The 24,738-nt window shown below is 67.8% G+C and carries 27 protein-coding genes; 14 read left to right on the top strand and 13 right to left on the bottom strand.

Translation table 11 applies throughout. From position 1 onward, the window contains the following. The 5 genes from Q0982_RS08160 to Q0982_RS08180 all read right to left on the bottom strand — a co-directional run. Positions 1-206: TspO/MBR family protein (locus Q0982_RS08160; RefSeq protein ID WP_299394012.1), on the bottom strand; the 206-nt coding region annotated here is incomplete at its 3' end. A 54-nt stretch (positions 207-260) separates the two neighbouring features. Next, positions 261-2,390: a hypothetical protein gene (locus Q0982_RS08165; RefSeq protein ID WP_299394013.1), complete on the bottom strand. Its 2,130-nt coding sequence runs from the start codon at positions 2,388-2,390 to the stop codon at positions 261-263. Next, entirely contained in the window at positions 2,387-5,182 is a 2,796-nt protein-coding gene (locus Q0982_RS08170; protein ID WP_299394015.1) for a DUF4159 domain-containing protein, read from the bottom strand. The genes Q0982_RS08165 and Q0982_RS08170 overlap by 4 nt, the downstream gene beginning before the upstream one ends. Before the next feature lie 27 nt (positions 5,183-5,209). Continuing rightward, entirely contained in the window at positions 5,210-6,085 is an 876-nt protein-coding gene (locus Q0982_RS08175; protein ID WP_299394018.1) for a DUF58 domain-containing protein, read from the bottom strand. 117 nt (positions 6,086-6,202) lie between these two features. Then, positions 6,203-7,216, bottom strand: a complete 1,014-nt coding sequence (locus tag Q0982_RS08180; protein ID WP_322096978.1) for a MoxR family ATPase — start codon at positions 7,214-7,216, stop codon at positions 6,203-6,205. Positions 7,217-7,364: 148 nt separating this feature from the next. Between Q0982_RS08180 and Q0982_RS08185 the strand changes: the two genes are divergently transcribed. Genes Q0982_RS08185 through Q0982_RS08200 form a run of 4 tightly spaced genes read left to right on the top strand, consistent with a single transcriptional unit; the run spans position 7,365 to position 10,248 of the window. Further along, positions 7,365-7,943: a DUF1285 domain-containing protein gene (locus tag Q0982_RS08185; RefSeq protein ID WP_299394020.1), complete on the top strand. Its 579-nt coding sequence runs from the start codon at positions 7,365-7,367 to the stop codon at positions 7,941-7,943. 45 nt (positions 7,944-7,988) lie between these two features. Continuing rightward, positions 7,989-8,639 (top strand): CoA pyrophosphatase, encoded by a 651-nt coding sequence (locus Q0982_RS08190; protein WP_299394023.1) that lies wholly within the window; start codon positions 7,989-7,991, stop codon positions 8,637-8,639. Then, positions 8,636-8,920 (top strand): hypothetical protein, encoded by a 285-nt coding sequence (locus tag Q0982_RS08195; RefSeq protein WP_299394025.1) that lies wholly within the window; start codon positions 8,636-8,638, stop codon positions 8,918-8,920. Before Q0982_RS08190 ends, Q0982_RS08195 begins: the two co-directional genes overlap by 4 nt. A gap of 59 nt (positions 8,921-8,979) precedes the next feature. Beyond that, positions 8,980-10,248 (top strand): CCA tRNA nucleotidyltransferase, encoded by a 1,269-nt coding sequence (locus Q0982_RS08200; RefSeq protein ID WP_299394027.1) that lies wholly within the window; start codon positions 8,980-8,982, stop codon positions 10,246-10,248. Here Q0982_RS08200 and hemF read toward each other — a convergent pair. Then, complete coding sequence (gene hemF / locus Q0982_RS08205) at positions 10,245-11,108, bottom strand: oxygen-dependent coproporphyrinogen oxidase (protein WP_299394029.1); 864 nt, start codon at positions 11,106-11,108, stop codon at positions 10,245-10,247. The two genes, Q0982_RS08200 and hemF, sit on opposite strands and share 4 nt — an antisense overlap. Positions 11,109-11,148: 40 nt before the next feature. Continuing rightward, positions 11,149-11,625 carry a tRNA (cytidine(34)-2'-O)-methyltransferase gene (locus tag Q0982_RS08210; protein WP_299394032.1) on the bottom strand — a complete coding sequence of 159 codons (477 nt, stop codon included), beginning with the start codon at positions 11,623-11,625 and terminating at the stop codon, positions 11,149-11,151. A gap of 271 nt (positions 11,626-11,896) precedes the next feature. On the opposite strand from Q0982_RS08210, the gene petA reads away from it, so the two are divergent. From petA to Q0982_RS08235, 5 genes are all read left to right on the top strand, one after another. Continuing rightward, a complete protein-coding gene (petA, locus tag Q0982_RS08215; protein WP_299394034.1) occupies positions 11,897-12,445 on the top strand; it encodes a ubiquinol-cytochrome c reductase iron-sulfur subunit in 549 nt (182 codons plus the stop codon). Positions 12,446-12,458: 13 nt separating this feature from the next. Next, positions 12,459-13,763, top strand: coding sequence for a cytochrome b/b6 (locus Q0982_RS08220; protein ID WP_299394037.1), 1,305 nt, complete (start codon positions 12,459-12,461; stop codon positions 13,761-13,763). After that, a complete protein-coding gene (locus tag Q0982_RS08225; RefSeq protein ID WP_299394039.1) occupies positions 13,763-14,722 on the top strand; it encodes a cytochrome c1 in 960 nt (319 codons plus the stop codon). The genes Q0982_RS08220 and Q0982_RS08225 overlap by 1 nt, the downstream gene beginning before the upstream one ends. 238 nt (positions 14,723-14,960) lie before the next feature. Then, a complete protein-coding gene (locus tag Q0982_RS08230; protein ID WP_299394042.1) occupies positions 14,961-15,854 on the top strand; it encodes an S-methyl-5'-thioadenosine phosphorylase in 894 nt (297 codons plus the stop codon). 80 nt (positions 15,855-15,934) lie between these two features. After that, on the top strand, positions 15,935-16,822 hold the full coding sequence (locus tag Q0982_RS08235; RefSeq protein ID WP_299394043.1) for a VOC family protein: 888 nt from the start codon (positions 15,935-15,937) through the stop codon (positions 16,820-16,822). Between the two features lie 73 nt (positions 16,823-16,895). On the opposite strand, the gene Q0982_RS08240 is transcribed toward Q0982_RS08235, so the two are convergent. After that, positions 16,896-17,363, bottom strand: coding sequence for a DUF302 domain-containing protein (locus Q0982_RS08240; RefSeq protein WP_299394046.1), 468 nt, complete (start codon positions 17,361-17,363; stop codon positions 16,896-16,898). 148 nt (positions 17,364-17,511) lie between these two features. Further along, a complete protein-coding gene (locus Q0982_RS08245) occupies positions 17,512-18,042 on the bottom strand; it encodes a hypothetical protein (RefSeq protein ID WP_299394047.1) in 531 nt (176 codons plus the stop codon). 210 nt (positions 18,043-18,252) lie between these two features. Here Q0982_RS08245 and Q0982_RS08250 point away from each other — a divergent pair, with 210 nt between their 5' ends. Then, complete coding sequence (locus Q0982_RS08250) at positions 18,253-18,597, top strand: NirD/YgiW/YdeI family stress tolerance protein (protein WP_299394054.1); 345 nt, start codon at positions 18,253-18,255, stop codon at positions 18,595-18,597. A gap of 130 nt (positions 18,598-18,727) precedes the next feature. On the opposite strand, the gene Q0982_RS08255 is transcribed toward Q0982_RS08250, so the two are convergent. Then, positions 18,728-19,312: a TetR/AcrR family transcriptional regulator gene (locus Q0982_RS08255; RefSeq protein ID WP_299394057.1), complete on the bottom strand. Its 585-nt coding sequence runs from the start codon at positions 19,310-19,312 to the stop codon at positions 18,728-18,730. Positions 19,313-19,659: 347 nt separating this feature from the next. Here Q0982_RS08255 and Q0982_RS08260 point away from each other — a divergent pair, with 347 nt between their 5' ends. The 4 genes from Q0982_RS08260 (at position 19,660) to Q0982_RS08275 (ending at position 22,536) form a co-directional block, all read left to right on the top strand. Continuing rightward, positions 19,660-20,214: a carboxymuconolactone decarboxylase family protein gene (locus Q0982_RS08260; protein WP_299394058.1), complete on the top strand. Its 555-nt coding sequence runs from the start codon at positions 19,660-19,662 to the stop codon at positions 20,212-20,214. 119 nt (positions 20,215-20,333) lie between these two features. Beyond that, on the top strand, positions 20,334-20,492 hold the full coding sequence (locus Q0982_RS08265) for a hypothetical protein (protein ID WP_299394060.1): 159 nt from the start codon (positions 20,334-20,336) through the stop codon (positions 20,490-20,492). Further along, positions 20,489-21,100 (top strand): pyridoxamine 5'-phosphate oxidase family protein, encoded by a 612-nt coding sequence (locus Q0982_RS08270; RefSeq protein WP_299394062.1) that lies wholly within the window; start codon positions 20,489-20,491, stop codon positions 21,098-21,100. The genes Q0982_RS08265 and Q0982_RS08270 overlap by 4 nt, the downstream gene beginning before the upstream one ends. Before the next feature lie 365 nt (positions 21,101-21,465). Continuing rightward, a complete protein-coding gene (locus tag Q0982_RS08275) occupies positions 21,466-22,536 on the top strand; it encodes a HAMP domain-containing sensor histidine kinase (RefSeq protein ID WP_299394065.1) in 1,071 nt (356 codons plus the stop codon). A 16-nt stretch (positions 22,537-22,552) separates the two neighbouring features. On the opposite strand, the gene Q0982_RS08280 is transcribed toward Q0982_RS08275, so the two are convergent. The 3 genes from Q0982_RS08280 to ychF all read right to left on the bottom strand — a co-directional run. Then, positions 22,553-23,233 carry a dienelactone hydrolase family protein gene (locus Q0982_RS08280; RefSeq protein ID WP_299394066.1) on the bottom strand — a complete coding sequence of 227 codons (681 nt, stop codon included), beginning with the start codon at positions 23,231-23,233 and terminating at the stop codon, positions 22,553-22,555. Positions 23,234-23,276: 43 nt separating this feature from the next. Continuing rightward, positions 23,277-23,810 (bottom strand): DinB family protein, encoded by a 534-nt coding sequence (locus tag Q0982_RS08285; protein ID WP_299394069.1) that lies wholly within the window; start codon positions 23,808-23,810, stop codon positions 23,277-23,279. 73 nt (positions 23,811-23,883) lie between these two features. Continuing rightward, positions 23,884-24,738, bottom strand: an 855-nt coding sequence (gene ychF, locus Q0982_RS08290) for a redox-regulated ATPase YchF (protein WP_299394071.1), incomplete at its 5' end; no start/stop codon positions are given.

Below are 24,738 nucleotides of genomic sequence, written 5' to 3' on the forward strand. Positions count from 1 at the left end.
TCGCCCCGCTCCGCATGTTTCCAGACCAGCCAGGCGGCAATCCCGATGGCCAGGAAGATCAGCGACCAGGCCACCGGGAAGACGACGTTGGGCGGCGTCCAGTCCGGTTTGACCAGGGTCGGGTACCAGGTTTCCAGCGCCGGCGCGGTGATCATCGCCCCCAGCCGCCCGGCAAGCAGGCAGAGGATAACAAAGACGAGCAGCATGATAGGGCTCGTCAGCGGAGCGATTCGCCTTTGGCGTTGCATGATGATGTTTAGCTAGCGCCCTTCGCGCTGCCACGCAAGAACCGCGGTGCCCAATGCAACCAGGAGCACAAGCAGCGCCGGGAGCAAGGGGATCTGCAACACGCCGGTCACGACGTAGCCGTCGCCGCGCTTCACGCCGATCCAGTTGCGGCCGAAGCGGTCGCGGGTGGCGCTGACCTTGCGCAGTTCCGGCAGGTCCTGCCCGGCAAGGCGCCGCACCGTACCGCCGCTCTCGCGGGTGAGCGGCTGCACCAGGGCGCCCGAAGAGCGCGGGTCGCGCAGCTCCAGCGGGTTGAGCGGGCCGGCAGCGGCCAGGGTGGTCAGGGTGCCGTCGGTGATCTGATAGAGGCCGTCTTCTTCGACTGCCAGCAGGGCGCCGGCCCGGCCCGGCCCGTCGGGCGTCAGGGTCAGGCTGCGCTGTTCGCCGGACGGCAGGGTCACGGTGATGCCGGGCAGCTCCTCGGCCAGGGAGCGCCGGGTGATCTGCAGCTGGCCGCCGCGCACCCGGGCGCGCAGGTCTTCCTCTTCGAGGTCCGGCTCTTTCATCAGCCAGTGGGAGATCCGGCGCAGCAGCTCGGCCTGCGGGCCGCCGCCCTCGAAGCCCCGCGACCAGAGCCACATGTGATCGCTCATCAACTGGGCGACCCGGCCCTCGCCGACGCGGTCCAGCAGCAGCAGCGGGCGGTCTTCGACGCCCTGCATCACGATGGCGCCGCGGCTGCGGTCGGCATCGATGTGGCGGAACCAGCGGCCCCAGGGCGGCGCTGCCGCCGCCTCCGTGCCGTCGGTCAGGGTGGCGCCGTCGGTCAGACTGCCGCCATCCAGGCCGGCGGTGACCGGGTGGCGCCGGCCCAGCTCCGTCACCTCCGGATAGAAGCCGCCCTCGAAGATCTGGCCCGTCGGTTCGCCCGGCAGCACCCGCCCCAGCGGCGTGCGGTAGAGCGAAAGGGGGGTCGCGAAGGTGGGGCCCACCGCCTCGAAGAGGGCGCCGCCCTTTTCGACATAGTCGGCGACGTTCTCCAGGTAGATGCTCGGCAGCACGCCGCGGCGGCGGTAGCGGTCGAAGATGATGAGGTCGAACTCGTCGAGCTTGATCTCGAAGAGTTCGCGCGTCGGAAAGGCGATCAGCGACAGCTCACGGATCGGGGTGCCGTCCTGCTTTTCCGGCGGCCGCAGGATGGTGAAGTGCACGAGGTCGACCGAGGGGTCGGACTTCAGGATATTGCGCCAGGCGCGTTCGCCGGCATGGGGCTCGCCGGAGACCAGCAGCACGCGCAGGCGGTCGCGCACCCCGTTCACCACCAGGGCGGCGCGGTTGTTGGCCAGGGTCAGCTCCTCCGGGCCCGGCGAGGCCTCGATCTCCAGGACGCTCGGCCCGCGGTGATCGAGCTCGAAGGGGATTTCCTGCTCGACCCCGATGCGCACGTCCAGGCTTTGGGTGACCTCACCGTCCTGGCGCAGGATGACGCGCCCGCTGCCGCGCGGCCCGGTGTCCTCTTCGCCGACTGCGCCGATCAGGTCGTCGACCCGCACCTTGACCGTGAGCTGATCGCCGACGATGCCGAAGCTGGGCGCCTGGGTCACCATCAGGCGGCGGTCGCCTTCATCCTCCTCGCCGGTGAGCAGGAGGTGAACAGGTGCCTCGATCCCCAGGCTCTCGACGGTTTCCGGCAGATCGTGGATCTGTCCGTCGCTGACCAGGATGATGCCGGCGATGCGTTGCCGCGGCACCTTGGCGAGGGCCTGGCGCAGCGGCGCGAAGAGGCGGGTGCCCGCATCCTCCAGGGTGCTGCGCCCGGCACCGGCGCGCACCAGCCGCACCTCCGTATCCGGCAGCAGCGCCAGCTCTTCGAGCAGGTGGTCGACCGCCGTTTCCGTCTGCCCGCGTCGCTCGCCGATGGCCTGGCTGCTGCTCTCGTCGGCGACCACGAAGACGACGTCGCTCAAGGGGTCGCGCTGCTCCTCCACCAGGGAGGGATTGGCCAGCGCCAGCAGCAGTATGGCAAAGGCGGTGCCCCGCCAGAACACGCCGGAGGCACGCCGCCAGAGCGCGAGCGCCAGAAGAACGACGGCGAGGCCCGCGAGCACCGCCAGCAGGGCGGCCGGGATCAGCGGTGCCCACTGCAGGGAAAGCGCGCTCACTGGCCGAGCCTTTCAAGAATGAAGGGGATGTGCACCTGATCGGCCTTGTAGTTTCCGGTCAGCGCGTACATCACCAGGTTGACGCCGAACCGATAGGCCATCTCGCGCTGGCGCGGGCCGCCGGGCACCACCGCGTTCATCGGCCGGCCCAGGCGGTTGACCGCCCAGGCACCGGCCCAGTCGTTGCTGCCGATCAGAACCGAGGCCACGCCGTCGTTGATGTTCTCACTCTGGGCCTCGAGCCACAGCGCGCCGCCGGTGAAGCGGCCGGGAAACTCCTCCATCAGATAGAACGACTTGCGCAGCACGTGGCCGGTGGGAACCGGCTCCAGCGGCGGGATCGAGATGCCGCGGGTCAGGCGCTGCAGGTCGCGGGTGCCCTGGCTGCTGGCGCCGAAGAGCTGCATGCCGCTGCTCGCCTCGCGCAGGTCGAAGAGGATCGTGCCGCCGTTGGCCAGATAGCGGTTCACCTCTTCCACCGCCACCGCATCCAGGTCGGGCTGCTCGGCAGTCACCGGCCAGTAGATCAGCGGGAAGAAGGAGAGGTCGTCGCGGCCCAAAACGATGCCGAGCGGTTGGCCGGCCTCCACCGAGGTGCGCAGCTCGAGCACGCGGGTCAGCCCGGCAAGGCCGGCGCGGCTGATCTCGTCGATCGAGGAACTGCCGGTCTCGATGAAGGCAAGGCGGGTGGTGAGCGTCGCTTCCAGCGCCCTGTCGTCGTTGCCCGCAACGCTTTGGGTCCCGCTTTGGGCCCCGCTTTGGGCCAGAGCCCCTGGGCTTGCTCCCATGGCCAAGACGGCGATCAGCAGCGCGGCGGCGGCGCCGCCGGCGGCGCGCCGGCCCGGTAGCGGCAGCAGGCCGCGCAGGGCCAGGGAGATCAGCAGATCCGCCAGCGCCAGAATCAGCGCCGCGGTCAGCAGCCAGGGCTTCAGGTCGGTTTCCGGGCTCTCGTGGTAGAGCCCTTCGGTGGTGCCGCCCGGCAGGTCGCCGAGCGGTTCCAGCGCGGTGACGCTGGTGCTCATGTTGTGGGCCTGGCGCAGGCTGTCGTTGCCGTAGTAGCCGGGCGGCTGCTGTGCGGTGACCACGGCCGGACGGTCCTCATCGGGTTCGATCGCCAGGACCGCGGCGGAGGGCAGGCCGAGGCTGCCGAAGCCGTCCATCACCTCGATGGGCGGCAGGGCCTGTCCGCTGGCGCTGCCGCTGATGCCCTGGCTCACCGCCATGACGCTGCGCAGCATGTCGACGAAAAGACCGGAGATCGGCAGGTTGGACCAATCCGTGTTGGCCGTGGTGTGGAACAGCACGACCCAGCCTTCGCCGCGCCGGTCGGCGGTGACCAGCGGCGTGCCGTCGGCCAGGCGTGCCCAGGTCTTCTCCGCGAGATCGAGCGAGGGTTCGGCCAGCACCTGACGGCGGATCAGCACGTCGTCCGGCAGGGCCAGCTCGGCGAAGGGGCTGTCGCCCGCAAAGGGCGCAAGCTGAGCCGGCGTATCCCAGGTCAGCGCGCCGCCCAGAACCCGGTCGCCGCCGCGCAGGCGCACCGGCAGCAGGTCGCTCTGCTGCTCCGCCGCCGCGGCCTCCGGTGACAGGGAGACGATGCGCGGTCCGGCAAAGCGCAGCAGCAGGCCGCCACGGCCGACCCAGGCGGTGATGGCTTCGCGGTCGGTTTCGCTGAGGCTGACGGCGTCTGGCACCACCATCACGGCGAGCTGGCGCTGCAGCAGCGTCTCCACGCGGCCCTGGCGCAGCTCCGTGAAGGGTTCCAGCGCGCGGGCGAGGAAGTAGGTCTCGCTGAGCAGGGGCTGGTTCTCCTGGCTGCCGGCGTCGACCAGCCCGACGGGCCGCCGCCGCCAGCGTTCGTCCAGCAGAACCGTGGCGCCGGCCGTGGTCTCGCCCTCGATTGCGATGCGGGCGATGCGGTTGCGCATCTCCGTCGGCAGGTCCAGGAGCGCCCGGGCCTCGGCCTCGCCGGGGGCGAAGAGCAGGGGAGCCTTGACCAGGATGCGGCCGTCGGCGGCAAGCCCCAGGGCCTCGGCCCGTCCGGGCCCGCTGGCATCGGCCCGCAGGGCGCGGGCCACCAGGTCGACGCCCTCGGTTGCCGGCGGCAGCATCAGGTGGGGCAGGGCGCTGCCCTGTTCGCGCAGGACATGCAGGCTGCCGAGCCGCTGCAGGGCTTCCGCCAAGGCCCGCGCGTCGCCGTCGCCGAGACCGTCGGACAGCCAGACCACCGGAGAGGAGCCTTCGCCGGCGAAGTCCTCCAAAGCCTCCAGCGCCGCTGCCCGGTCGCTGGGCCAGGGTTTCGGGCGCATGCCCTGCAGCACGCGCCGTGCCTCGGCTGCCGGCAAGAGGTTTGACACCGTTGGCGGGTCGCCCTGGGCATCGGGGGCGGTGGTCAGGATGGCGGCCGCGCGGCCCTCGCGTTCGGCCTGCGCCAGCAGGTTGCCGCCGATAATCTGGCGCGCCTGCCAGAAACGCGCCGACGACCAGCCGTCGTCGACCACCAGCAGCATGGGCCCGCTGCCGGAAAGCTGGGCCGCGGGGTTGAGCAGCGGCTGGGCGAGGCCGAGGATGATCAGTGCGGCAATCAGCAGGCGCAGCAGCAGCAGCCACCAGGGCGTGCGTGCCGGGGTTTCCTCGGGCACCCGCAGGCCGATCAGCAGCCGGATGGCGGGAAACGACAGGCGCCGCGGCGCCGGCGGGGTCAGCCGCAGGAGCAGCCAGAGCACCGGCAGGCCCAGCAGGGCCAGAAGCAGCCAGGGCTGGGCGAAGGCGAGCAGGCCGAGGTTCATCATGGCGCCGCCCTCATGATCGTTCCGCCCTCATACCGGGACCTGCGACAGGGTGGTGTAGAGACGCAGCAGCGCCGCCTGCGGCGGCTGGTCGCTGTGATGGAAGTCGCAGCCCCAGCCGAGGGCGCGGGTGATGTCGCGCAGCCCCTCGCGCTGCTCTGCCAGGCGCTTGCCGTAGCTGTCGCGTACCGATTCGACCCGCGATACCAGCCAGGGCGCTTCCTCTTCCAGCCCCTCGAAATTGACCCTGCCCTCGTAGGGCAGGCTTTCCTCGGCGGGATCGAGAACCTGCAGGACCGTGCCCTTGAGGCCGCTTTCGCCGTAGTAGCGCAGCGCCCGGTCGATCTGTTCCAGCGGTGCCAGGAAGTCGCCGATCAGCACGATCTGCGCGCTGCGCGGCAGCGGAAAGGACGGCGGCAGTTCCTCTTCCGAGAGGTCCTGTTTTTCCAGCATATGGGCGATGCGCGAGAGCGTCGCCCGGCTGTTGGAGGGCCGGATGCCGGATCCCAGCATCGCCACGTGTTCCCCGCCGCGCATCAGCAGCACCGAAAGGGCGAGCGCCAGCAGATCGCTGCGCTCCCGCTTGGTGGGGTGGTTGCGGTCGGAGGTCCAGGACATGGAACGCGAGGTGTCGCGCCAGATCCAGACGGACTGGGCGGCCTCCCACTCCATCTCGCGCACAAAGACCATGTCGGACTTGGCCGACTGGCGCCAGTCGATGGACTGCGGCTGGTCGCCCATGTCGTAATGGCGGAACTGCCAGAAGGTTTCGCCCTGACCCACGCGGCGGCGGCCGTGCACACCCTGGGCCACGGTCGAGGCGACTCTTTCAGCCGCGACCAGAAGCGGCGGCAGAGTTGCCGCCAACTGCTCGGCGCGATGCCGCAGCGGGAGCGTTGCGCTCATGCGCGCTTAACGACCCCGCGCCTGGTCTCCACGTCGGTTTTCTTCACGTCGCCTGTTTGCGGCCTGATCCTGTTCCCAGTTTTGGCCCCAGTTTTAGCCATAGTGTCCCTTCGCCGATCAGCCATAGGGGGCGGTCAGATGCGCGATGATGTGATCCAGCGTCACGCCGTCGGCCCGCGCCGCGAAGCTGAGCGCCATGCGGTGCCTCAGCACCGGACCGGCCAGATGAACGACGTCCTCCACCGAGGGCGAGAAGCGCCCGTCGATCAGGGCGCGGGCCCTGACGGCGAGCATCAGGGCCTGGCTGGCGCGCGGCCCCGGCCCCCAGGCGACCTGGCTGCGGACCTCCTCCAGGTCGCTGGTCACGGGCCGGCCGTTGCGCACGATGGCGAGAATGGCCTCGACCACGCTTTCGCCGACCGGCACGCGCCGCACCAGGCGCTGCACCTCCATAAGCTCGTTCGCGTCCATCACTGCTTCCGCATCGGCCTGTTCCGGGCCGGTGGTCTCCAGCAGAATGCGCCGTTCCGCATCCAATTCCGGATAGCCGACGTCGATTTCCAGGAGAAAGCGGTCAAGCTGCGCTTCCGGCAGGGGATAGGTGCCTTCCTGCTCCAGGGGGTTCTGGGTCGCCAGAACGTGGAACGGCCGGGGCAGGTCATGGCCGTGGCCGGCCACGGTGATCCGGTGCTCCTGCATCGCCTGCAGTAGGGCGGACTGGGTGCGCGGGCTGGCGCGGTTGATCTCGTCGGCCATCAGCAGCTGGCAGAACACCGGCCCCGGGATGAAGCGGAACGAACGGCGCCCCGATTCGCCCTCCTCCAGCACCTCCGAGCCCAGGATGTCGGCCGGCATCAGGTCCGGCGTGCACTGTACGCGCTTGTCTTCCAGCCCGAAGACGGCGCCCAGGGTCTCCACCAGGCGCGTTTTGGCCAGTCCCGGCACGCCGATCAGCAGGGCATGGCCGCCCGCCAGCAGCGTGATAAGGGTTTGATCGACGACCTCCTGTTGGCCGAAAATGACCTGGCCGATGCTCTCGCGCACCCGGGCCAGCTTGTCGCCCAGTTCCTCGATGTGTTCGGCCAGCGCGGCGGAATCCGCAGGGGCCTCTTGGGTCGGGGTTGTCGTCACGTGGCAGCGTCTCCCAACGGTAAGATGGGTTGAGGCAGGCCCTAGCCCAAGCGCTGATCCGCGAAGCACCGATGCCTGAAGCACCGATGCCTGAGGCGCCGGGGCGCGGCCGACCGCTGATATGTTAACGTTAAGGATAAGGCTTTCGATGGCCGCTGACCAGTCACCAGGCGCCGAAGTGTTCGCAGAAGCGCGCGATTTGGACATTCGAATCGCCCGCGACGGCACTTGGTTTCATCAGGGTTCGGTGATTCATCGCAAAGCCCTGGTGAAACTCTTCGCTTCGGTCCTGCGGCGGGACGGCGAGGGGGCCTACTGGCTGCAGACGCCGGTGGAAAAGGGGCGCATCACGGTCGAAGACGTGCCCTTTGTGGCCGTTGAACTTTCCGTGAAGGGCCGCGGCGAGGGCCAGACCCTCGGTTTCCGAACAAATCTGGACGACTGGGTGGAGGCCGGTGCGGCCCATCCGCTGCGGGTTGCGGCATGCACAGCCCAGAACGCCGGCCAGAACGCCGGCCAGAACGCCGGTGAGGGGAACGGCGATGAAAGGGCCGGGCCCAGGCCCTATATTGAGGTACGGGACGGGCTTGAGGCGCGCATCCTGCGCCCGGTCTACTATGAGCTTGCCGAGCTGGCGGTGAGCGCGCCGCTTGATGACGGAGCGCCGCCGGGCACCCTCGGCGTCTGGAGCGGCGGGCTGTTCTTCCCGCTGGGAAGCGCGGCCTGAGGCGCGAATGAAGGGACCTGGTGCGGACGTGAGAGGCCCAGCGGCGTGAGATTGGACGACATCCTGCTGCGTCTGGCGGATCTGCCGGAGCCGTCCCGGCGGGGCGCGCCGGAATCGCCGGCGGCCCCAGTCGGGCCGCGCGGGGATCACGATCTCAATCCGGACCTCTACGATCCCGCCAGCCCGCTGCGCGACGCGGCGGTTCTGGTGCCCATCGTCAACCGCGGCGCCGAGCTCACGGTCATGCTCACCCGCCGCAGCAAGGATCTGCCCGATCATCCCGGCCAGATCAGCTTTCCGGGGGGCCGAATCGACCCGGGCGATGACGGGCCGGAAGCCGCCGCCCTGCGGGAAGCCGAAGAAGAGGTGGGGCTGAGCCGCGAGAGCGTGCACCTTGTCGGCCGCCTGGACAGCTATGTTGTGCGCACGGGCTATTGCGTCATTCCCGTGATCGGCCTGGTGACGCCGCCCCTGACCCTGCAGGCCGAGGCCGGGGAGGTGGACGAGATCTTCGAGGTTCCGCTGACCTTCTTCCTGGACCCTGTCAACCGCCAGACACACAGCCGTGTGTTTCACGGCAAGACCCGCTACTTCTACGCCTATCCCTTCGGTGATTACTTTATTTGGGGCGCCACTGCAGGGATGCTTTCCAACCTTGTCGAGGTCCTGGAGGACCGGGATTTGTTGAACCCATGATCCGAGTCTTTCTGGTCGTCATCCTGCCGATGCTGGCGCCCTTCATTCTCTACGGTCTCTACGTCTGGTGGGCGCGCCGCCAGCGCGCTGCCGCCGCAGATGGCCGCGTGCTGCCGGGCGAGGAGCCCGTGCCCTGGCTGTGGATGGCGCTGGCCGGCGTGGTTCTGATGACTGCCTCCCTGCTGCTGGTCGGCTTCGACCGCGGCGTGGCCCCCGGCACGAAAGTCTTGCCGCCGGCCTTCGTCGATGGCGAAGTGGTGCCGGCCCATCCCGCCGACTAGCAGGTCGGCGCCGGCAGGGGCCGTGTCGGGGTGATGAGGGGCTGCGGGGCCGAAGCATCATGTCTCAGCCGGACCGGCTGGAAATCCAGGACTGGATGGTCGCAGCGGAAACGCGCCAGGTGGTCGCCGCTCTGACGGCGGGCGGCGGCGAGGTGCGCTTCGTCGGCGGCTGCGTGCGCGACGCCCTGGCCGGGCGGCCCGTCAACGACGTCGACATCGCCACCCCGGACAAGCCGGACAGGGTGATGGCCCTGCTGGGCGACGCCGGCATCAAGGTCATTCCGACCGGCCTGGATCACGGGACGGTCACCGCCGTTGCCGGACACAAGCCCTTTGAAATCACCACCCTGCGCGAGGACGTGGAAACCGACGGGCGGCGCGCGGTCGTCGCCTTCACCGACGACTGGATGGCCGACGCCTCGCGCCGGGACCTGACCTTCAACGCCATGTCCTGCAGCCCCGACGGCCACCTCTTCGACCCCTTCGGCGGCCGGGCGGACCTGGCCGCCGGGCGGGTCCGTTTCGTCGGCGAGCCGCGCGCCCGCATCGAGGAGGACTATCTGCGGCTGCTGCGGTTCTTCCGATTCCAGGCCCATTACGGCCGGGTCCGGCCGGACGAGGCGCTGCTGGAGGCGATGACGGCGCTGGCGCCGCGGCTGCGCAGCCTCTCGGGCGAGCGGTTGCGTGTGGAGTTCCTGAAGCTGCTCGCCGCAGGCGATCCCCTGCCGGCGCTGGCGCTGATGCGCGACCACGCGATCCTTCCGGCGTTCCTCCCGGAAGCCGGGGATCTTGCGACACTGAAACGTTTATTGGAGCAGGGCGAGGTCGGTCACGACGATCCGGTTATGCGTCTGGCCGCCCTGTTGCCGGCGCAGCGCCCGCCTGCCACGGCTGTGGCCGATCGGCTGCGCTTTTCCGGGGCCCAGACGGAAAAGCTGGAGCGGCTCGCCGATCCGCCGCCGGCTCTGAAGGCGGCGCGGCGGGGCCTCGACGCGTCTGCCGATGCGGAAGCGGTCCGGGTGGCCCTGCGCGGCGCGCTCTACCGTGCCGGCGCGGCGGCCGTGGCCGATGATCTGGTGCTGCAGGCGGCCCGCGACGGCAGCCCGGTGGACCGGCTGCAGGCGGCGCTCGGCCAGGTCGTGACCTGGACGCCGCGGCGCTTTCCCCTGAGCGGCAGCGACGTGCTGGGGCTTGGCGTTGAGGCCGGCCCGCGGGTCGGCGACCTGCTGGAGGCCGTCGAGGCCTGGTGGATCCAGCGCGACTTCGCCCCGGACCGCAAGGCCTGCCTCGCCGAGCTCGAGAGGCGTGCCGGTAAGGGGGCCGTTTAGGGCCAGGCTGCTTCGGGGGGCAGGCTCATGAGGATGGCTTCGACATTGCCGCCGGTCTGCAGCCCGAACTTGGTGCCGCGGTCGTAGAGCAGGTTGAACTCGGCATAGCGGCCGCGGCGGAAGAGCTGGTGGCGGCGCTGGTCGTCGCTCCAGGGCGCGTGCATGTGGCGGCGCACGAGCTGGGGATAGATCTCCAGGAAGGCGCTGCCGACGTCCCGGGTAAAGGCGAAGTCCTGCCCCCAGTCGCCGCTGTCGAGATAGTCGTAGAAGATGCCGCCGACGCCGCGCGCCTCGCCGCGGTGGGGGATGAAGAAGTATTCGTCGCACCACTTCTTGAAGCGCGGGTAGTAGTCCGCGTCGTGGCGGTCGCAGGCGGCCTTGAAGGCGGCGTGGAAGTCGGCGGTGTCGCCGTCGTCGGGAAACATCGGGTTGAGGTCGCTGCCGCCGCCGAACCAGCTCTTGGTGGTGACGATGTGGCGGGTGTTCATGTGCACCGCGGGAACCAGGGGCGACTGCATGTGGGCGACCAGCGAGATGCCGCTGGCCCAGAAGCGCGGATCCTCGTCGGCGCCGGGGATCTGCTTGGCGAACTCCGGCGAAAAGCTGCCGAACACCGTGGAGACGTTCACGCCGACCTTCTCGAAGACCCGGCCGCGCATCAGGGCCATGACCCCGCCGCCCCCATCCGGCCGGTCCCAGGCCTTGCGCTCGAAGCGGCCCGGCGCGCAGCCCGCGAAGCGCTCCGCGTTGGGGCCTTCGATTTCGTCCTCCAGGGCCTCGAAGGCGGCGCAGATGCGGTCGCGCAGCTCCTCGAACCAGGCTTTCGCCTGCTGCTTGTGATCTTCGTTCGGGTCTGTCATCGGCCCGCTGTTCCCCCCAAGGTCCTGCCGTTGCCCGGAGCTAGGTTTCCGTGCCCTTCCCGGTAAAGCCGCCGGGAAAGCCAGCCGTCTGCCGCAGGGCCTCGCCCAGAGCCATGGCGCCGGCCAGCGCCACGTTCAGCGACCGCGTTTCCGGGCGCAGAGGGATCACCAGTCTGGCCGTAGCGGCATCGTGCACGGCATCCGGAACCCCGGCCGACTCCCGCCCCAGCAAAAGGGTGTCGCCCCTTTCGTAGTCGAAATCGGTGTAGGCGGTGCCGCCCCGGGTCGTCAAGAGCAGCAACCGGCCGTTAAGGTGTTGATGATAAGCCTCCCAGGAGCTGTGGCGGCGCAGCTCAGCCTTGTCGTGGTAGTCGAGCCCGGCCCGCCGCAGGCGTTTGTCGTCGAGCAGAAACCCGCAGGGTTCGATGATGTCCAGCGGGACGCCCAGACAGGCCGCCAGGCGGATCAGGGCGCCGGTGTTTTGCGGGATATCCGGCTGGAAGAGGGCGAGGCGCATAGGGCGGTGGAATTGCAGCTTCAGATGGTTCGAGGATCTGGCGAGTCCCGGGGGAGGGGCCGAATTCAGGGGCTTTGCGTTCCCACGGAAATTACTCTATATCGACCCCGGTAAGCGAGCGATGGGGGCCTCGCGCTGCGGCAGCTTGCCACATGTCTGATGCCCCCAGAGACGATAAGTTCGTATAAGGCGGCGCTTTCGGCCCGTGGTTTCTGCTACATGGGCTCGTGGCCGGTAGAGCGCCATCAGTGGGATCTCTAGGGGAAGACGTATGGCTGATACCGCCACACCTGCCCAGGTCGAAACGGGCGAAACGCGGCGCGATTTTCTCTACTTGGCTGCCGGTGCCATGGGCGCCGTCGGCGCCGGCGCGGTCGCCTGGCCGCTGATCGATTCGATGAATCCTTCGGCGGAGGTGCTGGCTCTCTCATCCACCGAGGTCGATCTTTCGCCGATCGCCGAAGGCCAGAGGATCACGGTCACCTGGCGCGGCAGCCCGGTCTTCATCGACCACCGCACGGCAGATCAGATCACCCAGGCCGAGGACGTGGCGGTTGCCACCCTGCCGGATCCCGAGAGCGATGCGGACCGGGTCCAGAGGTCCGAATGGCTGGTGGTCATCGGCGTCTGCACGCATCTCGGCTGCGTGCCGCTCGGTCAGAAGACCGGCCAGAACCGCGGCGAGTTCGGCGGCTGGTTCTGCCCCTGCCACGGCTCCCACTACGACACCTCCGGACGCATCCGCAGGGGGCCGGCCCCCACCAACCTGCCGGTGCCGCCCTATGAGTTCACGGGCGACACGACCATCGTGATCGGCTAGGGGAGATCAGGCCATGAGCGGTTTTCAGACCAACAACACGGTGATCAAGTGGATCGAGCATCGCCTGCCGATCTTCTCGTTCCTCGATCACTCCGTCGGCTCCGGCTACCCGTCGCCGAAGAATCTCAGCTACTTCTGGAACTTCGGTTCCCTGGCCGGGATCACCCTGGTGATCATGATCGTCACCGGCGTCCTGATGGCGATGCAGTACACGGCCCATGTCGATCACGCTTTCGAGTCGGTCGAGCGCATCATGCGCGACGTGAACTATGGCTGGCTGCTGCGCTATGTTCACATGAACGGCGCACACTTTTTCTTCATCGTGGTCTATATCCACATTTTCCGCGGCCTCTACTACGGCTCCTACAAAGCGCCCCGCGAACTGCTATGGATGCTCGGCGTCGTCATCCTGCTGCTGATGATGGCCACCGCCTTCATGGGCTATGTGCTGCCCTGGGGCCAGATGAGCTTCTGGGGCGCCAAGGTGATCACCAACCTGTTCTCCGCCATTCCCTTCTTCGGCGACGGCATCGTGGTCTGGCTCTGGGGCGGCTTCTCGGTCGACAACCCGACGCTCAACCGCTTCTTCGCCCTGCACTATCTACTGCCTTTCGTGATCGTCGGCGTGGTGATCCTGCACATCTGGGCGCTACACCGCTTCGGCTCCAACAACCCGATCGGCATCGACACCAAGGGCCCGCAGGACACCATTCCCTTCCATCCGTACTACACGGTGAAGGACGCCTTCGGTCTGGGCGCCTTCCTGGTCGTGTTCTCGGCGGTGGTGTTCTACCTCCCGAACTACATGGGGCACGCGGACAACTACATTCCCGCCAACCCGCTGTCGACCCCGGCGCATATCGTGCCCGAGTGGTACTTCCTGCCGTTCTACGCGATCCTGCGCGCCATCACCTTCGACATCGGCATCCCCTTCACCGGCGTGGTCATCATCGAGGCCAAGCTGGGCGGCGTGATCGCCATGTTCGGGGCCATCGCGGTGCTCTTCGTCCTGCCCTGGCTCGACCGTTCGCCGGTGCGCAGCGGGCGCTTCCGGCCGATCTTCCGGCTCTTCTTCGTGCTGCTGGCGATCGACGTCGTGCTGCTGGGCTTTGCCGGCGCCAAGCCGGCGGAGGGCCTCTGGCTGCTGATCGCTCAGGTGTCGACGGCCTACTACTTCCTCCACTTCCTGGTCGTATTGCCGCTGCTCAGCGTCTTCGAGACGCCCAAGCCGCTGCCCACCTCGATCAGCGAGCCTGTCCTGAAGGGCGGCGGCGGCGCTATGGCCGGGGCCCCCGCCAAGCCGATGGAGAAAGCCTGATGCGCAAGGGTTTGATTTTTGGTCTGGCGGCGCTGGCCGCTGCCGCCGGTGCGACCGTCGCGGCGCCCGGCACCGCCCGCGCAGCCGGCGAGGGCATTCCCCTGCCCAGCTTTGAATGGTCTTTCGACGGCATCTTCGGAACCTACGACCGGGCCTCCGTGCAGCGCGGGCTGCAGGTCTATCGGGCTGTCTGCGCCGGCTGCCACAGCATGGACTACATTGCGTTCCGCAACCTCGCCGAACTCGGCTATTCCGAGGACGAGATCAAGGCCATGGCGGCGGAGGCCATCGTCATCGACGGCCCGAACGACGAGGGCGAGATGTTCGAACGGGCGGGCCTGCCCTTCGACTACTTCCCCGCGCCGTTCCCGAACGACAGGGCGGCGGCCTTCGCCAACGGCGGCGCTCTGCCGCCGGATCTCTCGCTGATGGCCAAGGCGCGCGCGAACGGACCGAATTACCTGCTGGCGCTGATGGGGCACGGCTACGAGGATCAGGTTTCCGACGAAACCCTGCAGCAGATCTTCGCACTGGAGACCGAGAAGCGGCAGACGCAGTACGAGGCCAATCTCGAGAACTACGAGACCATGCTGGAGGTCTACGAAGAGCGTGTCGAGGCCGGTGAGGAAGCGACCCGCCCGACCCCGCCGGAGGAGCCGCAGCCGGTCGAGAGCATCGAGGATCTCGGGCTTTCCGAGGGTTTGAGCTTCAACGCCTACTTCCCGGGCTACGGCATCGCCATGGCAATGCCGCTGTTCGACGACGGTGTCGAATATGCCGACGGGACGCCGGCGACGGTGGAACAGATGGCCACCGACGTCGCCAACTTCCTGATGTGGACGGCGGAGCCGAAGCTGGAAGACCGCAAGGGCATGGGCATCAAGGTCATCCTCTTCCTGCTGGTCTTCACCGGCATCCTCTACGCGGCCAAGCGCAAGGTCTGGGCGGACGTCCACTGACCTTCCCCCGCTGATCCGGCGCTGAGCCTCTGAAGCAAAAGGGCCGCCCGCTCCTGGGCGGCCCTTCTTCGTGTGCGCTTCCAGGGTGGCCGACTGGGCGGCGGGTCCTTGGCAAGCCGGGCGGTGTCCAGTACACGGAGACTCCTGGACAGGAGGGCAGCGGGAAGGCCCGGCCGAACCCTGACGGCGGCGAAAAGCCGCCGGACGGTAGGACCGAACGAAAGGAAAGGAACGGAACATGGCGCAGCCCGGGGCGGAACCCGGCCTGCCGCCGGTGATCGGGATCATCGGCGGCAGCGGCATCTACGAGATCGACGGCCTGCAGAACGCCGAGTGGCGCCGCATGGTCTCTTCCTTCGGCGAACCCTCGGACGCCCTGCTGTTCGGGGAGCTGGACGGGCAGCGCCTGGTGTTCCTGCCGCGCCATGGCCGCGGCCACAAGGTGCCGCCGACGAACCTGAACTTCCGCGCCAACATCGACGCCATGAAACGCGCCGGGGTGACAGAGATCCTTTCCCTCAGCGCGGTAGGGTCGCTGCGCGAGGACCTGCCGCCGGGCCACTTCGTGGTCGTCAACCAGTTCATCGACCGGACTTTTGCCCGGCAGAAGAGCTTTTTCGGACCGGGCATGGTGGCCCATGTCTCCATGGCCGACCCGGTCTGCGGGCGCCTGGGGGACCACCTGGAGGCGGCGGCCGGCGAGCTGGGCCTGCCCTGTCACCGCGGCGGCACCTACATGGTCATGGAGGGCCCGCAGTTCTCGACCCGGGCGGAATCGGAGCTTTACCGCTCCTGGGGCTGCGACGTCATCGGGATGACCAACATGCCGGTGGCCAAGCTCGCCCGGGAGGCCGAAATTTGCTACGCGACGGTCGCCATGGTGACCGACTATGACTGCTGGCACGACGGGCATGACGACGTCACGGTCGACCAGGTCGTGCAGACCCTGCTGGCCAACGCCGACAAGGCGCGGGCGCTGATCAAGCAGGTGGTGCCGAAGCTGGCCGTCCGAGACGCCCTCTGCGACCGCGGTTGCCATCGCGCCCTGGACGCGGCGGTGATCACCCAGGCGGAGGCGCGCGATCCGGAGGTCATGGCCCGTCTGGATGCCGTTGCAGGTCGGGTTCTGTGACGGCAGCCGGAGTCGCTAGAATAGGGCAGCCGAATCGGGGGCGGCTCGACTGACCTGTCTGAAGGGAGGGCGCACAGCCGATGAAGCTGGTGGTCACTGACCGGGGCGTTGAGACGGCCCGGCCGATCCGCGGGATCGATCATGTTCTGGTCGGGGTGCGCGGCCTGGAGGCAGCGCATGATGCCTATCAGCGCCTGGGCTTTACGCTGTCGCCGCGCGGCCGCCACATCGGCTGGGGCACCGCCAACTACTGCGTGATGTTCCGCGACGACTACATCGAACTGCTGGGCATCATCGACCCCAGCCAGTTCACCAACAACCTGAACCGCTTTCTGGAATCCCGCGAAGGGCTGCTGGGGCTGGCCTTCGCCAGCGACGACGTGTCCCTGGCCGCCCGCGCGCTCAGCCGGGCCGGGATTCAGCCCGGCGACATGCGCGATCTGAAGCGCATCCTGGAGGATCCGGAGGGTGAGGTCTGGCCGCGTTTCAAGCTGCTGCATCTGCCGCCGGAGGCGACCCCCGGCACCTCGGCCTTCGTCTGCCAGCACCTGACGCCGGAACTGGTCTGGCAGAACGGCTGGACCGAACACGCCAACGGGGCGACTGGCCTGATTGCCATGACCTCGGTGGTGAAGGACCCCTCGGCCCTGGCGATTCCCTATGCCGAGCTCTTCGGTTTCGACCGGGTGCGCGCCGGCGACGGCGTTGTGGAGGTGGACTGCCTGGGGACCTGGCTGCGGTTCACCACGGCTGAGATGCTGCCGCGGCTGCATCCGGGGCTGGCCGGCGCCCCCCGCCTGCCGACCCCCTGGCTGGCGGCACTGCGCATTGCCGTCGAGGATCTGGCGCGCACCGCAACGGTGCTGGAGCGCTCCGGCCTGCCGGTCCACTGGGACGGCCAGCAGGTGCTGCGCCTGCCGCCCCAGGTCGCCTGCGGCGTGTTGCTGGAGTTTGCGGAGCCTGTCTGACGGCCCCGGTTGATGGCCCCGGTTGATGGCCCCGGTTGACGGCCCCGGTTGACGGCCCCGGTTGACCGCAGCGCTACTTGACGGCGGCGTCGGTGAAGTTCCCGAGGGCGCCGCTGATCCTCTGGAAGACTTCCTCCCGGTCGGTGATGGCGTGGCGCCCGGCGAGGTAGGCCGGGTCGTTGTAGGCGAGGTAGACATCGCCGGCTGCATCCTCGTAGGCGAGGGCCTTCTGCGGCAGGTCGAGGCCGATGGTCTGGCCGCTCTGCATCAGCGGTGTGCCGAGCTTTGGATTGCCGAAGACCAGCAGCATGGTCGGCCTCAGTTCCAGCCCGGCCTTCTGGGCGCCGGCCTGATGGTCGACCCTGGCGAAGATCGTCAGCCCCTTCTCCTTCAGGATCGCCTCCAGCCGGTCGATGGTCGCGGCGACCGAGTGGTTGCTTTTCTTGACGACGGTGCCGTCTGCGGCGATGCCCGGAGTGGCAAGAGCAAAGGCGGCGGCGAGCAGGGTCAGGGCAAGGCAGAGCGCATGCAGCTTGGACACGGAAGAGGCTCCCTCGTTGATCGGCGGAAAGCGGCCTGTGGAAGTGACCTTTGGAGAATGGCCTGTGACTTGGCGGCCAAGGTAGCCCGCCGAGGGCAGTCCTGGGGGTCACATCCTTGTGTTCCGCGGGCCTGCGGGCTGTGTCTTCTTAAGGGCCTTCGGCCTTCTGATTGTCCTCACTGGGTGGGCGGACAACCCGCTCGGTCAGGCGTTCCACCACGGCGCGGGCATCGTGGCGCTTGCCGCCTTCGGGCGGCGGCGCGCCGGAGTAGGGCTCGATGGTCAGGACGGCGCGGTAGGTGGTCGATTCCCGCTCGATCGGCGTCAAGGGACGATAACTGTAGTAGCGGTAGCGCCGCGAAAAGCCGGAGTAGGCCCAGGGGTCGTGGCTCCAATCCCTCGTGACCGTGATGAGCTGCTCGACCAGCGTGTCGTGGACGACGAAGGCCTCGGCTTCCAGTTCCAGGGTCAGCTCCGCCGCGCGGAACAGGGCGTAGGCTTCCGCCTGCTCGCGCGCGGTGACCCGGTTGCCTTGAAAGGAGACCTTGTACAGCCCCTTGGGCAGGGCCTCTTCGGCGTAGCCGTCGCGGCCCTCTTTTGGGGCATAGAAGCTGGGCTGCGGGCCCGCACAGGCGGCCAGCAGGAAGGCGGCGACCAGAAGAACGGCGTGACGCGCCATCCCTCAAAGATGGCCGCCCCCGCGGTACCTGGCAAGCCCTGGTTCCCAAAGGACTTCAGACTGGCGCTGATCGCCGAATTCGATCAATTGCGGTTCTATAAACCGCATCTTTCGGGCCCAAATCTATGCGGACGGCGCCGTAGCGTGGCGTTGTACCGCGGGCCAGTGAGGGCCCCGGGGTCACGATCACTTCTGAAGGAGAGATACAGGATGCGGGTTTTACCCCTGTTTGTCGTTGCCCTTTTCGCCCTTCCCCTCGTTGCGCCTGCCGCGATGGCGGCGGAGATCACCAAGATCGGGGATATCGAAAGGGGCGCCAGCGTCACGTTGCAGGGCGAGGTGACACGTATCCTGGATGAGGACGAGTTCCGCCTGGAGGACGAGACAGGCAGCGTGCGCATCTACATCGGCTGGCGCAACCGGGTCATGGTCGAGGTGGGCGAGGAAGTCACGGTGAAGGGATTCGTCGATGACGACCTGGTCGACTATTTCCGGCCGGAGATCTATGCCCAGCAGATCGTGCGCGCGGACGGCGAGACGGTAACGCTGAACTGACGGCCAGCTCAAGGCTCTGCCGAGGCGCTCCAAAGCCCGTGAGAGCTTCGGTTGGGTTTGGCCGGCAGCGGTGGCTCTGCCGGGACCCGCAGCACGCGCGCCCGGCAGACCCGCCGTCAGGTCACCCTTTTCAGGTTGCGGCAGCCGACGGGGCGGCCGTTGCGGCGTCGATCAGCCGTTCCGCCGCCTGCAGCGCCTGGGTGGCGGCACCGCTGTCGCCGCAGATCTGCGCCTGTACCGTCGCCCCGTCGAACAGCAGCTGCAGCTGCCAGGCCAGGGCCGCCGGGTCGGTGGCGCCGGCCTCCCGTGCCAGACCCTCCAGAAAGCCGCGCAGCAGGCGCTTGTGCTCGGCCGCCAGGGCGTGGATGGGGTCCCGGGCGTCGGGATAGTCGGCAGCCGCCTTGGTGAACAGGCAGCCATTGAAGGCGGGTTCTTCCACCCAGCGTGCCAGATCCTCGAACACCGCCAACAGGCGCGTGCGGGCCGATCCGCCGCGCGCGGCGATGTCCTCCGCCAGGTGCGCCCTTGTCTGCTCGTCGGCGCACCTGAGGGAGGCCAGGATCAGGTCGTCCTTGGACTTGAAGTGATTGTAGAGCGTCATTTTGGCGACTCCGGCTGCGGCCAGGATGGTGTCGATCCCGGTGGCGCGAAAGCCGTGCTGGGAAAACAACTGTGTCGCGGTTTCGACCAAATGCTCGCGTCTGCTGGAGACCATCGGTGTTCTCAATACGGTTAGACAGGTCTGTCTAAATATTGGACGTCGGCGCTGCGGGTCAAGGTCGACCACCAGAGGCAGAAACTCCAATCAGCCAGCCAGGTGAGCCAGGCAGGTCAGCCAGGCAGGCGGGCCGGGACCGTTCACGCGGCTGTGAAGAATCCTGGCCTTGATATACAGACAAGTCTGTCTATTTACAAGAAACCGCAGCGTTCCGCAGCGGTCGTGAAACGAACCCCCGATGATCGTTGCCGCCCCATGAGGTGACGCGATCGAACCCCGGCCCCAGGCGCACCGCGCAGAAGCGCCGCGACGTCCTGGGGCCGGTCTCTGAAGGAGCGAAGACCATGGCGCGCATTGCCGCTGTTGATCCCGCCGCCGCCGAGGGCAAGACCAAGACCCTCTTCGACGCGGTCGAAAAGAAACTGGGCGTCGTGCCCAACCTGTTGCGCACCCTGGGCGCCTCGCCGGCGGCGCTGGAGGCCTACCTGGGCTTCAGCCAGGCGCTGGGTGGGGCAGGGCTGGACGCCAAGACCCGCGAATCCATCGCGCTTACCGTGGCCGGCGTGAACGGCTGCGACTACTGCGCCTCCGCCCACACCGCCATCGGCGGCAGCCTGGGCATCGGTGCCGAGGAACTGGCCGACAATCTGGCCGGCCGCTCGGGCGATGCCAGGCTGGCCGCGGCTTTGGACTTCGCGGCGGCGGTGACGCGCAAGCGCGGCCTGGTCAGCGACGAGGACCTGGCCGCGCTGAAGCAGGCCGGCCACGACGATGCCGCCGCCGTCGAGATCGTGGTCACCGTGGCCTTGAATCTGCTGACCAACTACGTGAACCATGTGGCCGAGACCGAGATCGACTTTCCGGAGGTCTCGACCGCTGGTGCCAGCGCGGCGGCATAGGGCCGCCCGCCCAACAGCAGATCCAGGCGCAGATCCAGGCGCAGATCCAGGCGCAGATCCCGGCTGCAGGCTTTGCCTCCAGCGCCTGCAGCCGGGCTCCAAGCCGGGGAGGAACTATAATGCAAGACCTGACCCCAAAACCCAAGACCAGAAGAGACCTGGATGCCCTGGTCTGCCTGCTGCAGGGCTACGAGCACTACGGCAGCGTGAGCACGCCGCCGGACTGCCTGGACAGGCTCGACACTGCGCCGATCGGGCGCCGGAGGAGCAACGCGTGAAGCGGGTGAGCGACGTCGCCTTCAGCGATGCCGTCAAGGCGGAGCAGGCACGCCGCGGCTCGCGCACCGGCTATGCCCGCATGGCGGAAAAGCAGGACTGGCGCGACCGGGTGACGCCGGACCTCGCCGCCTTCCTTGCCGAGCGGGACTCTTTTTACCTGGCCACCGCCAGCGCCGCCGGCCAGCCTTACATCCAGCACCGCGGCGGGCCCAAAGGCTTCCTGAAGGTGCTCGACGACAAGACCCTGGGCTTCGCCGACTTCGGCGGCAACAAGCAGTACATCACCCTGGGCAATCTTTCGGAAAACGACCAGGCGCATATCTTTCTGATGGACTACGCCGGCCGCCAGCGTGTGAAGCTCTGGGGCCGGGCCCGGGTGGTCGAGGACGACCCGGATCTGCTCGGCCGCCTGGCCGACCCGGGCGCCGACGGCCGGCCGGAGCGGGTGATCCTGTTCTCCATCGCGGCCTGGGACATCAACTGCCCGCAGCACATCACGCCGCGCTACAGCGAGGACCTGATCGCCCTTGCCGTCGACAAGCTGCGCCAGCGTATCGCCGAGCTGGAGACGGAGGTCGCCCGGCTGAGGGACCGCGGCATCGGGTAACGGCCTTGCCGGCCGCGGAGGAAGGCGAGCAGCCTCCAAGATGACGGCGACAGATTTACGCGCTTTGCGCGCAATTGGCGGAAGCAGTCGCGTAAATTGACTTTGGCGCGGGAGGTCGGCGGTGGTTTCCGCCGAAAAACACTCAAAACATAACAATTAGATTACATATATAATTTATATGATTATATTCGATCTGGCTGGGCAGGTATTCCCGTCGTCTCCCGGAGACCCCGAGTTTAGTGTTTGGTGTCACTTTAACTGTTGCGGTGATTGGGCTTTCCCTGACGTTGCAGGTTGCGGCGGCGTTGAAGGCCCTGTTGCTGACGCGCGTCACCGGCTGGCGTTTGGCCTGGGTCGCCATTGCCGTGGCGCTTTTGCTGATGGCCGGGCGGCGGTCGATCAGCCTGTTTCGTCACCTCAGCGACAGCACAGCCTTTCCGGCCGACCTGACGGCTGAGTCCGTTGCCCTGGTGATCTCCGCCTTGATGTTGCTTGGCGTCGTCCTGGTCGGCGAAATCTTCAGACAGGTGAACCGTGCCGAAGACGCGTTGCGCAGGAGTGAAACGAAGCTTCAGCTTCAGATTGCCGAACTGCAGGAAACGCGCCGTCGGTTGGAAGACCAGAAGACCAGCCTGGGTCTGGTTGCCGGTCAGTTGCAGGTCGCGCGCGATCAGGCGGAAGCCGCGAACCGCGCGAAGTCAGAGTTTCTGGCCAACATGAGCCATGAACTGAGGACACCGCTGAACGCGATCATTGGCTTTTCGGAACTGATGAAGGACCGGGACCGGATCCCGCCGGAAAGCGGGCGCTATCAGGACTACGCGCAGGGCATTTACGAGTCCGGACGTCACTTGCTGGACGTCATCAACGACATTCTCGATCTCTCGAAAGTCGAGGCCGGTTCCGCCGAACTTCGTGATGAACCCATCGACGTGGCCGGGGCCGTGTCGGCTGCGGTGGTGCTTGTCCAGCAGCGTGCGGCGGCCGGCCAGATTGCCATCGAGATTTCCCTGGCTGATGATCTGCCCGCGCTCAAGGCCGACCCATGCAAGGTCAGGCAGATCCTCGTCAACCTCCTGACCAACGCCGTGAAGTTTACCGTACCCGGAGGCCGCATCGTTGTCCGTGCTCTGTGCTCGCCGCAGCAGGGCTTTGTTCTTCAGGTGGAGGACAACGGCATCGGGATTGCCGGCGCGGACATTCCCGTGGCCCTGTCGCAGTTCGGACAGGTCAGCAGCAGCATGAACCGCAAGCATCAGGGCACCGGCCTTGGCCTGCCGTTAAGCATGTCGCTTGCGGAACTCCACGGCGGTACGCTGAGCCTTGAAAGCGAGGTTGGCAAGGGAACCTGTGTGACGGTACGCTTTCCCGGCTCGCGTATCCTCTGGCCGTCGCAGCAAAGCGACCATGCGCGGCCATCCACGTCCTGCGCATAGCACCGCGCCGGCTCGCTCAGGCGCGGGCGCTCTGGCCCACCAGCGGCGCCAGGAAATCCAGGCTGCGCTGCCGCGCCAGGGCGGCGCTTTCGGCGTGATAGGAGCCGCGCAGATCACAGTTGAAGCCGTGGCCGGCCGGATAAGTGAAGAAGGGACAGTCCGGATGGGCGGCATGAACAGCCTCCGCCTGGTCCAGCGGAATCCCCGCATCCTCCTCCCCAAAGTGGAACATCACCGGGCAGGCGGGTTTCTCGTCCCGGAACTCGTGGATGTGGCCGCCGTAGTAGCAGACGGCGGCGGCCGGGGAGAGGCGGCAGGCTGAAAGCCAGGCGACGGAGCCGCCCCAGCAGTATCCGATGACGCCGGCTTTGCCCGCTTCTGCCGCAACGCCAATGGCAGCCGCGACATCATGCATCGTCGCTTCCCAGGGCACCTGCGGACGCAGGGCGCGGCCTTCGGCGACAGCCTCGGCGTCGTAGCCCAGCTCGATGCCCGGGCGGATGCGGTCGAAGAGGGCGGGGGCGACGGCCAGGTAGCCGTCCCGTGCGAAACCGTCGGTCACCGCGCGGATATGGGCGTTCACCCCGAAGATCTCCTGCACCACCACCAGGCCGCCCTTCGCCGCACCCTCCGGCCGGGCAACGTAGGCGCCCAGTGCATGTCCGTCGGTGGCGGTCAATGAAACCAGTTCACCCATGTCTTTCTCCCGTTGTCGCCATCAGACGTTCTGAGTCCGGCGGTCAGGCCCTGTTCCAAACATCCCTGAGGAAGACGGGCAGGTCGTTGGCCGGCGGCTTGGCCGGCACCTGATACATCATGTCGCTGCCGAAGCCGCGGTGATAGGTCCCGTGGTTGACGACGTGGAGCAGCATGTCCTGCCGCGTCATGGCGCCCTCGCCGCCGTCGACGAAGGTGAAGGCAACGGTCTCTGAAAGCGCATCTTCGTCGAGAGCATCGGAGAGGTCGATGTACCAGCGGTCCATTCGCCCGGTGGCCTCCCAGAGATCTTCGAGGGCCGGCGCCGTCTCGGTGTTGCGCGCGGCGTAGCCGTGCTCCCGGCCTTCCAGGTGCGCCTTGAAGATGTCGTCGACCACATAGACGTGATTGAGCGTCATCAGCATGCTCTTGAAGAGGGTCTGCCGCTCTTTGACGATCTCCGCCGCCGGCAGGGTGGACACGGCCCTGAAGATGAGGTCGTTGGCCCAGGCCTTGTAGCGGGTCAGCATCTGCAGGTGGCTCGCCCGGCCCGGCGGCTTCGTCTGGTAGATCGCCAAGTCTCTGCTCCTCCGACAGGCTGATGGACCGCAGCGTGCCACTCGTCTTGGTCGCAGCCTCTGTCGCGTGCGTTCAGACGTTGAAGCGGAAGTGGAAGACGTCGCCGTCGGCGGCGACGTAGTCCTTGCCTTCGGCGCGCATCTTGCCGGCTTCCTTGGCGCCCTGCTCGCCGTTGCAGGCGACGAAGTCGTCGTAGGCGATGGTCTCGGCGCGGATGAAGCCGCGCTCGAAGTCGGTGTGGATGACGCCGGCGGCCTGCGGCGCGCGGCTGTGGCGCTTGACCGTCCAGGCGCGCGCTTCCTTGGGGCCGACGGTGAAGAAGGTGACGAGGTCCAGCAATTCGTAGCCGGCGCGGATGATGCGGGCGAGGCCGGTCTCCTCCAGGCCGAGGGTTTCCAGGAACTCGCGCTTCTCTTCCGGTTCTTCCAGGGCCGCCACCTCCGCCTCGATGGCCGCGGAGACCACGACGCAGGCGCCGCCCTCCGCCGCCGCGCGCTCGGCCACGCGGGCGGAGTGGGCGTTGCCCGTGGCGGCGTTCTCCTCTTCCACGTTGGCGGCGTAGAGGACCGGCTTCGCGGTGAGGAGTTGCAGCTGGCGGAAGGCCGGCTGCTGGTCGTCGCTGAGGGTGACGCTGCGGGCCGGCTTGCCGTCCTGCAGCGCGGCGATGACCGGCTCCAGCACGGCCAGGCGCTCCTTGGCTTCCTTGTCGTTGCCGCGGGCCCGCTTCACGGCAGCGTCACGCTGCTTCTCGGCCGACTCCAGGTCGGCCAGCAGCAACTCGGTCTCGACGGTTTCGGCGTCGCGGATCGGGTCGACCGAGCCATCGACATGGGTGACCTCGCCTTCGAAACAGCGCAGCACGTGGACGATGGCATCGACCTCGCGGATGTTGGCGAGGAACTGGTTGCCGAGGCCTTCGCCCTTGGA

This window comes from Pelagibius sp., from assembly GCF_028281305.1.
Taxonomy (GTDB): domain Bacteria; phylum Pseudomonadota; class Alphaproteobacteria; order Kiloniellales; family Kiloniellaceae; genus Pelagibius.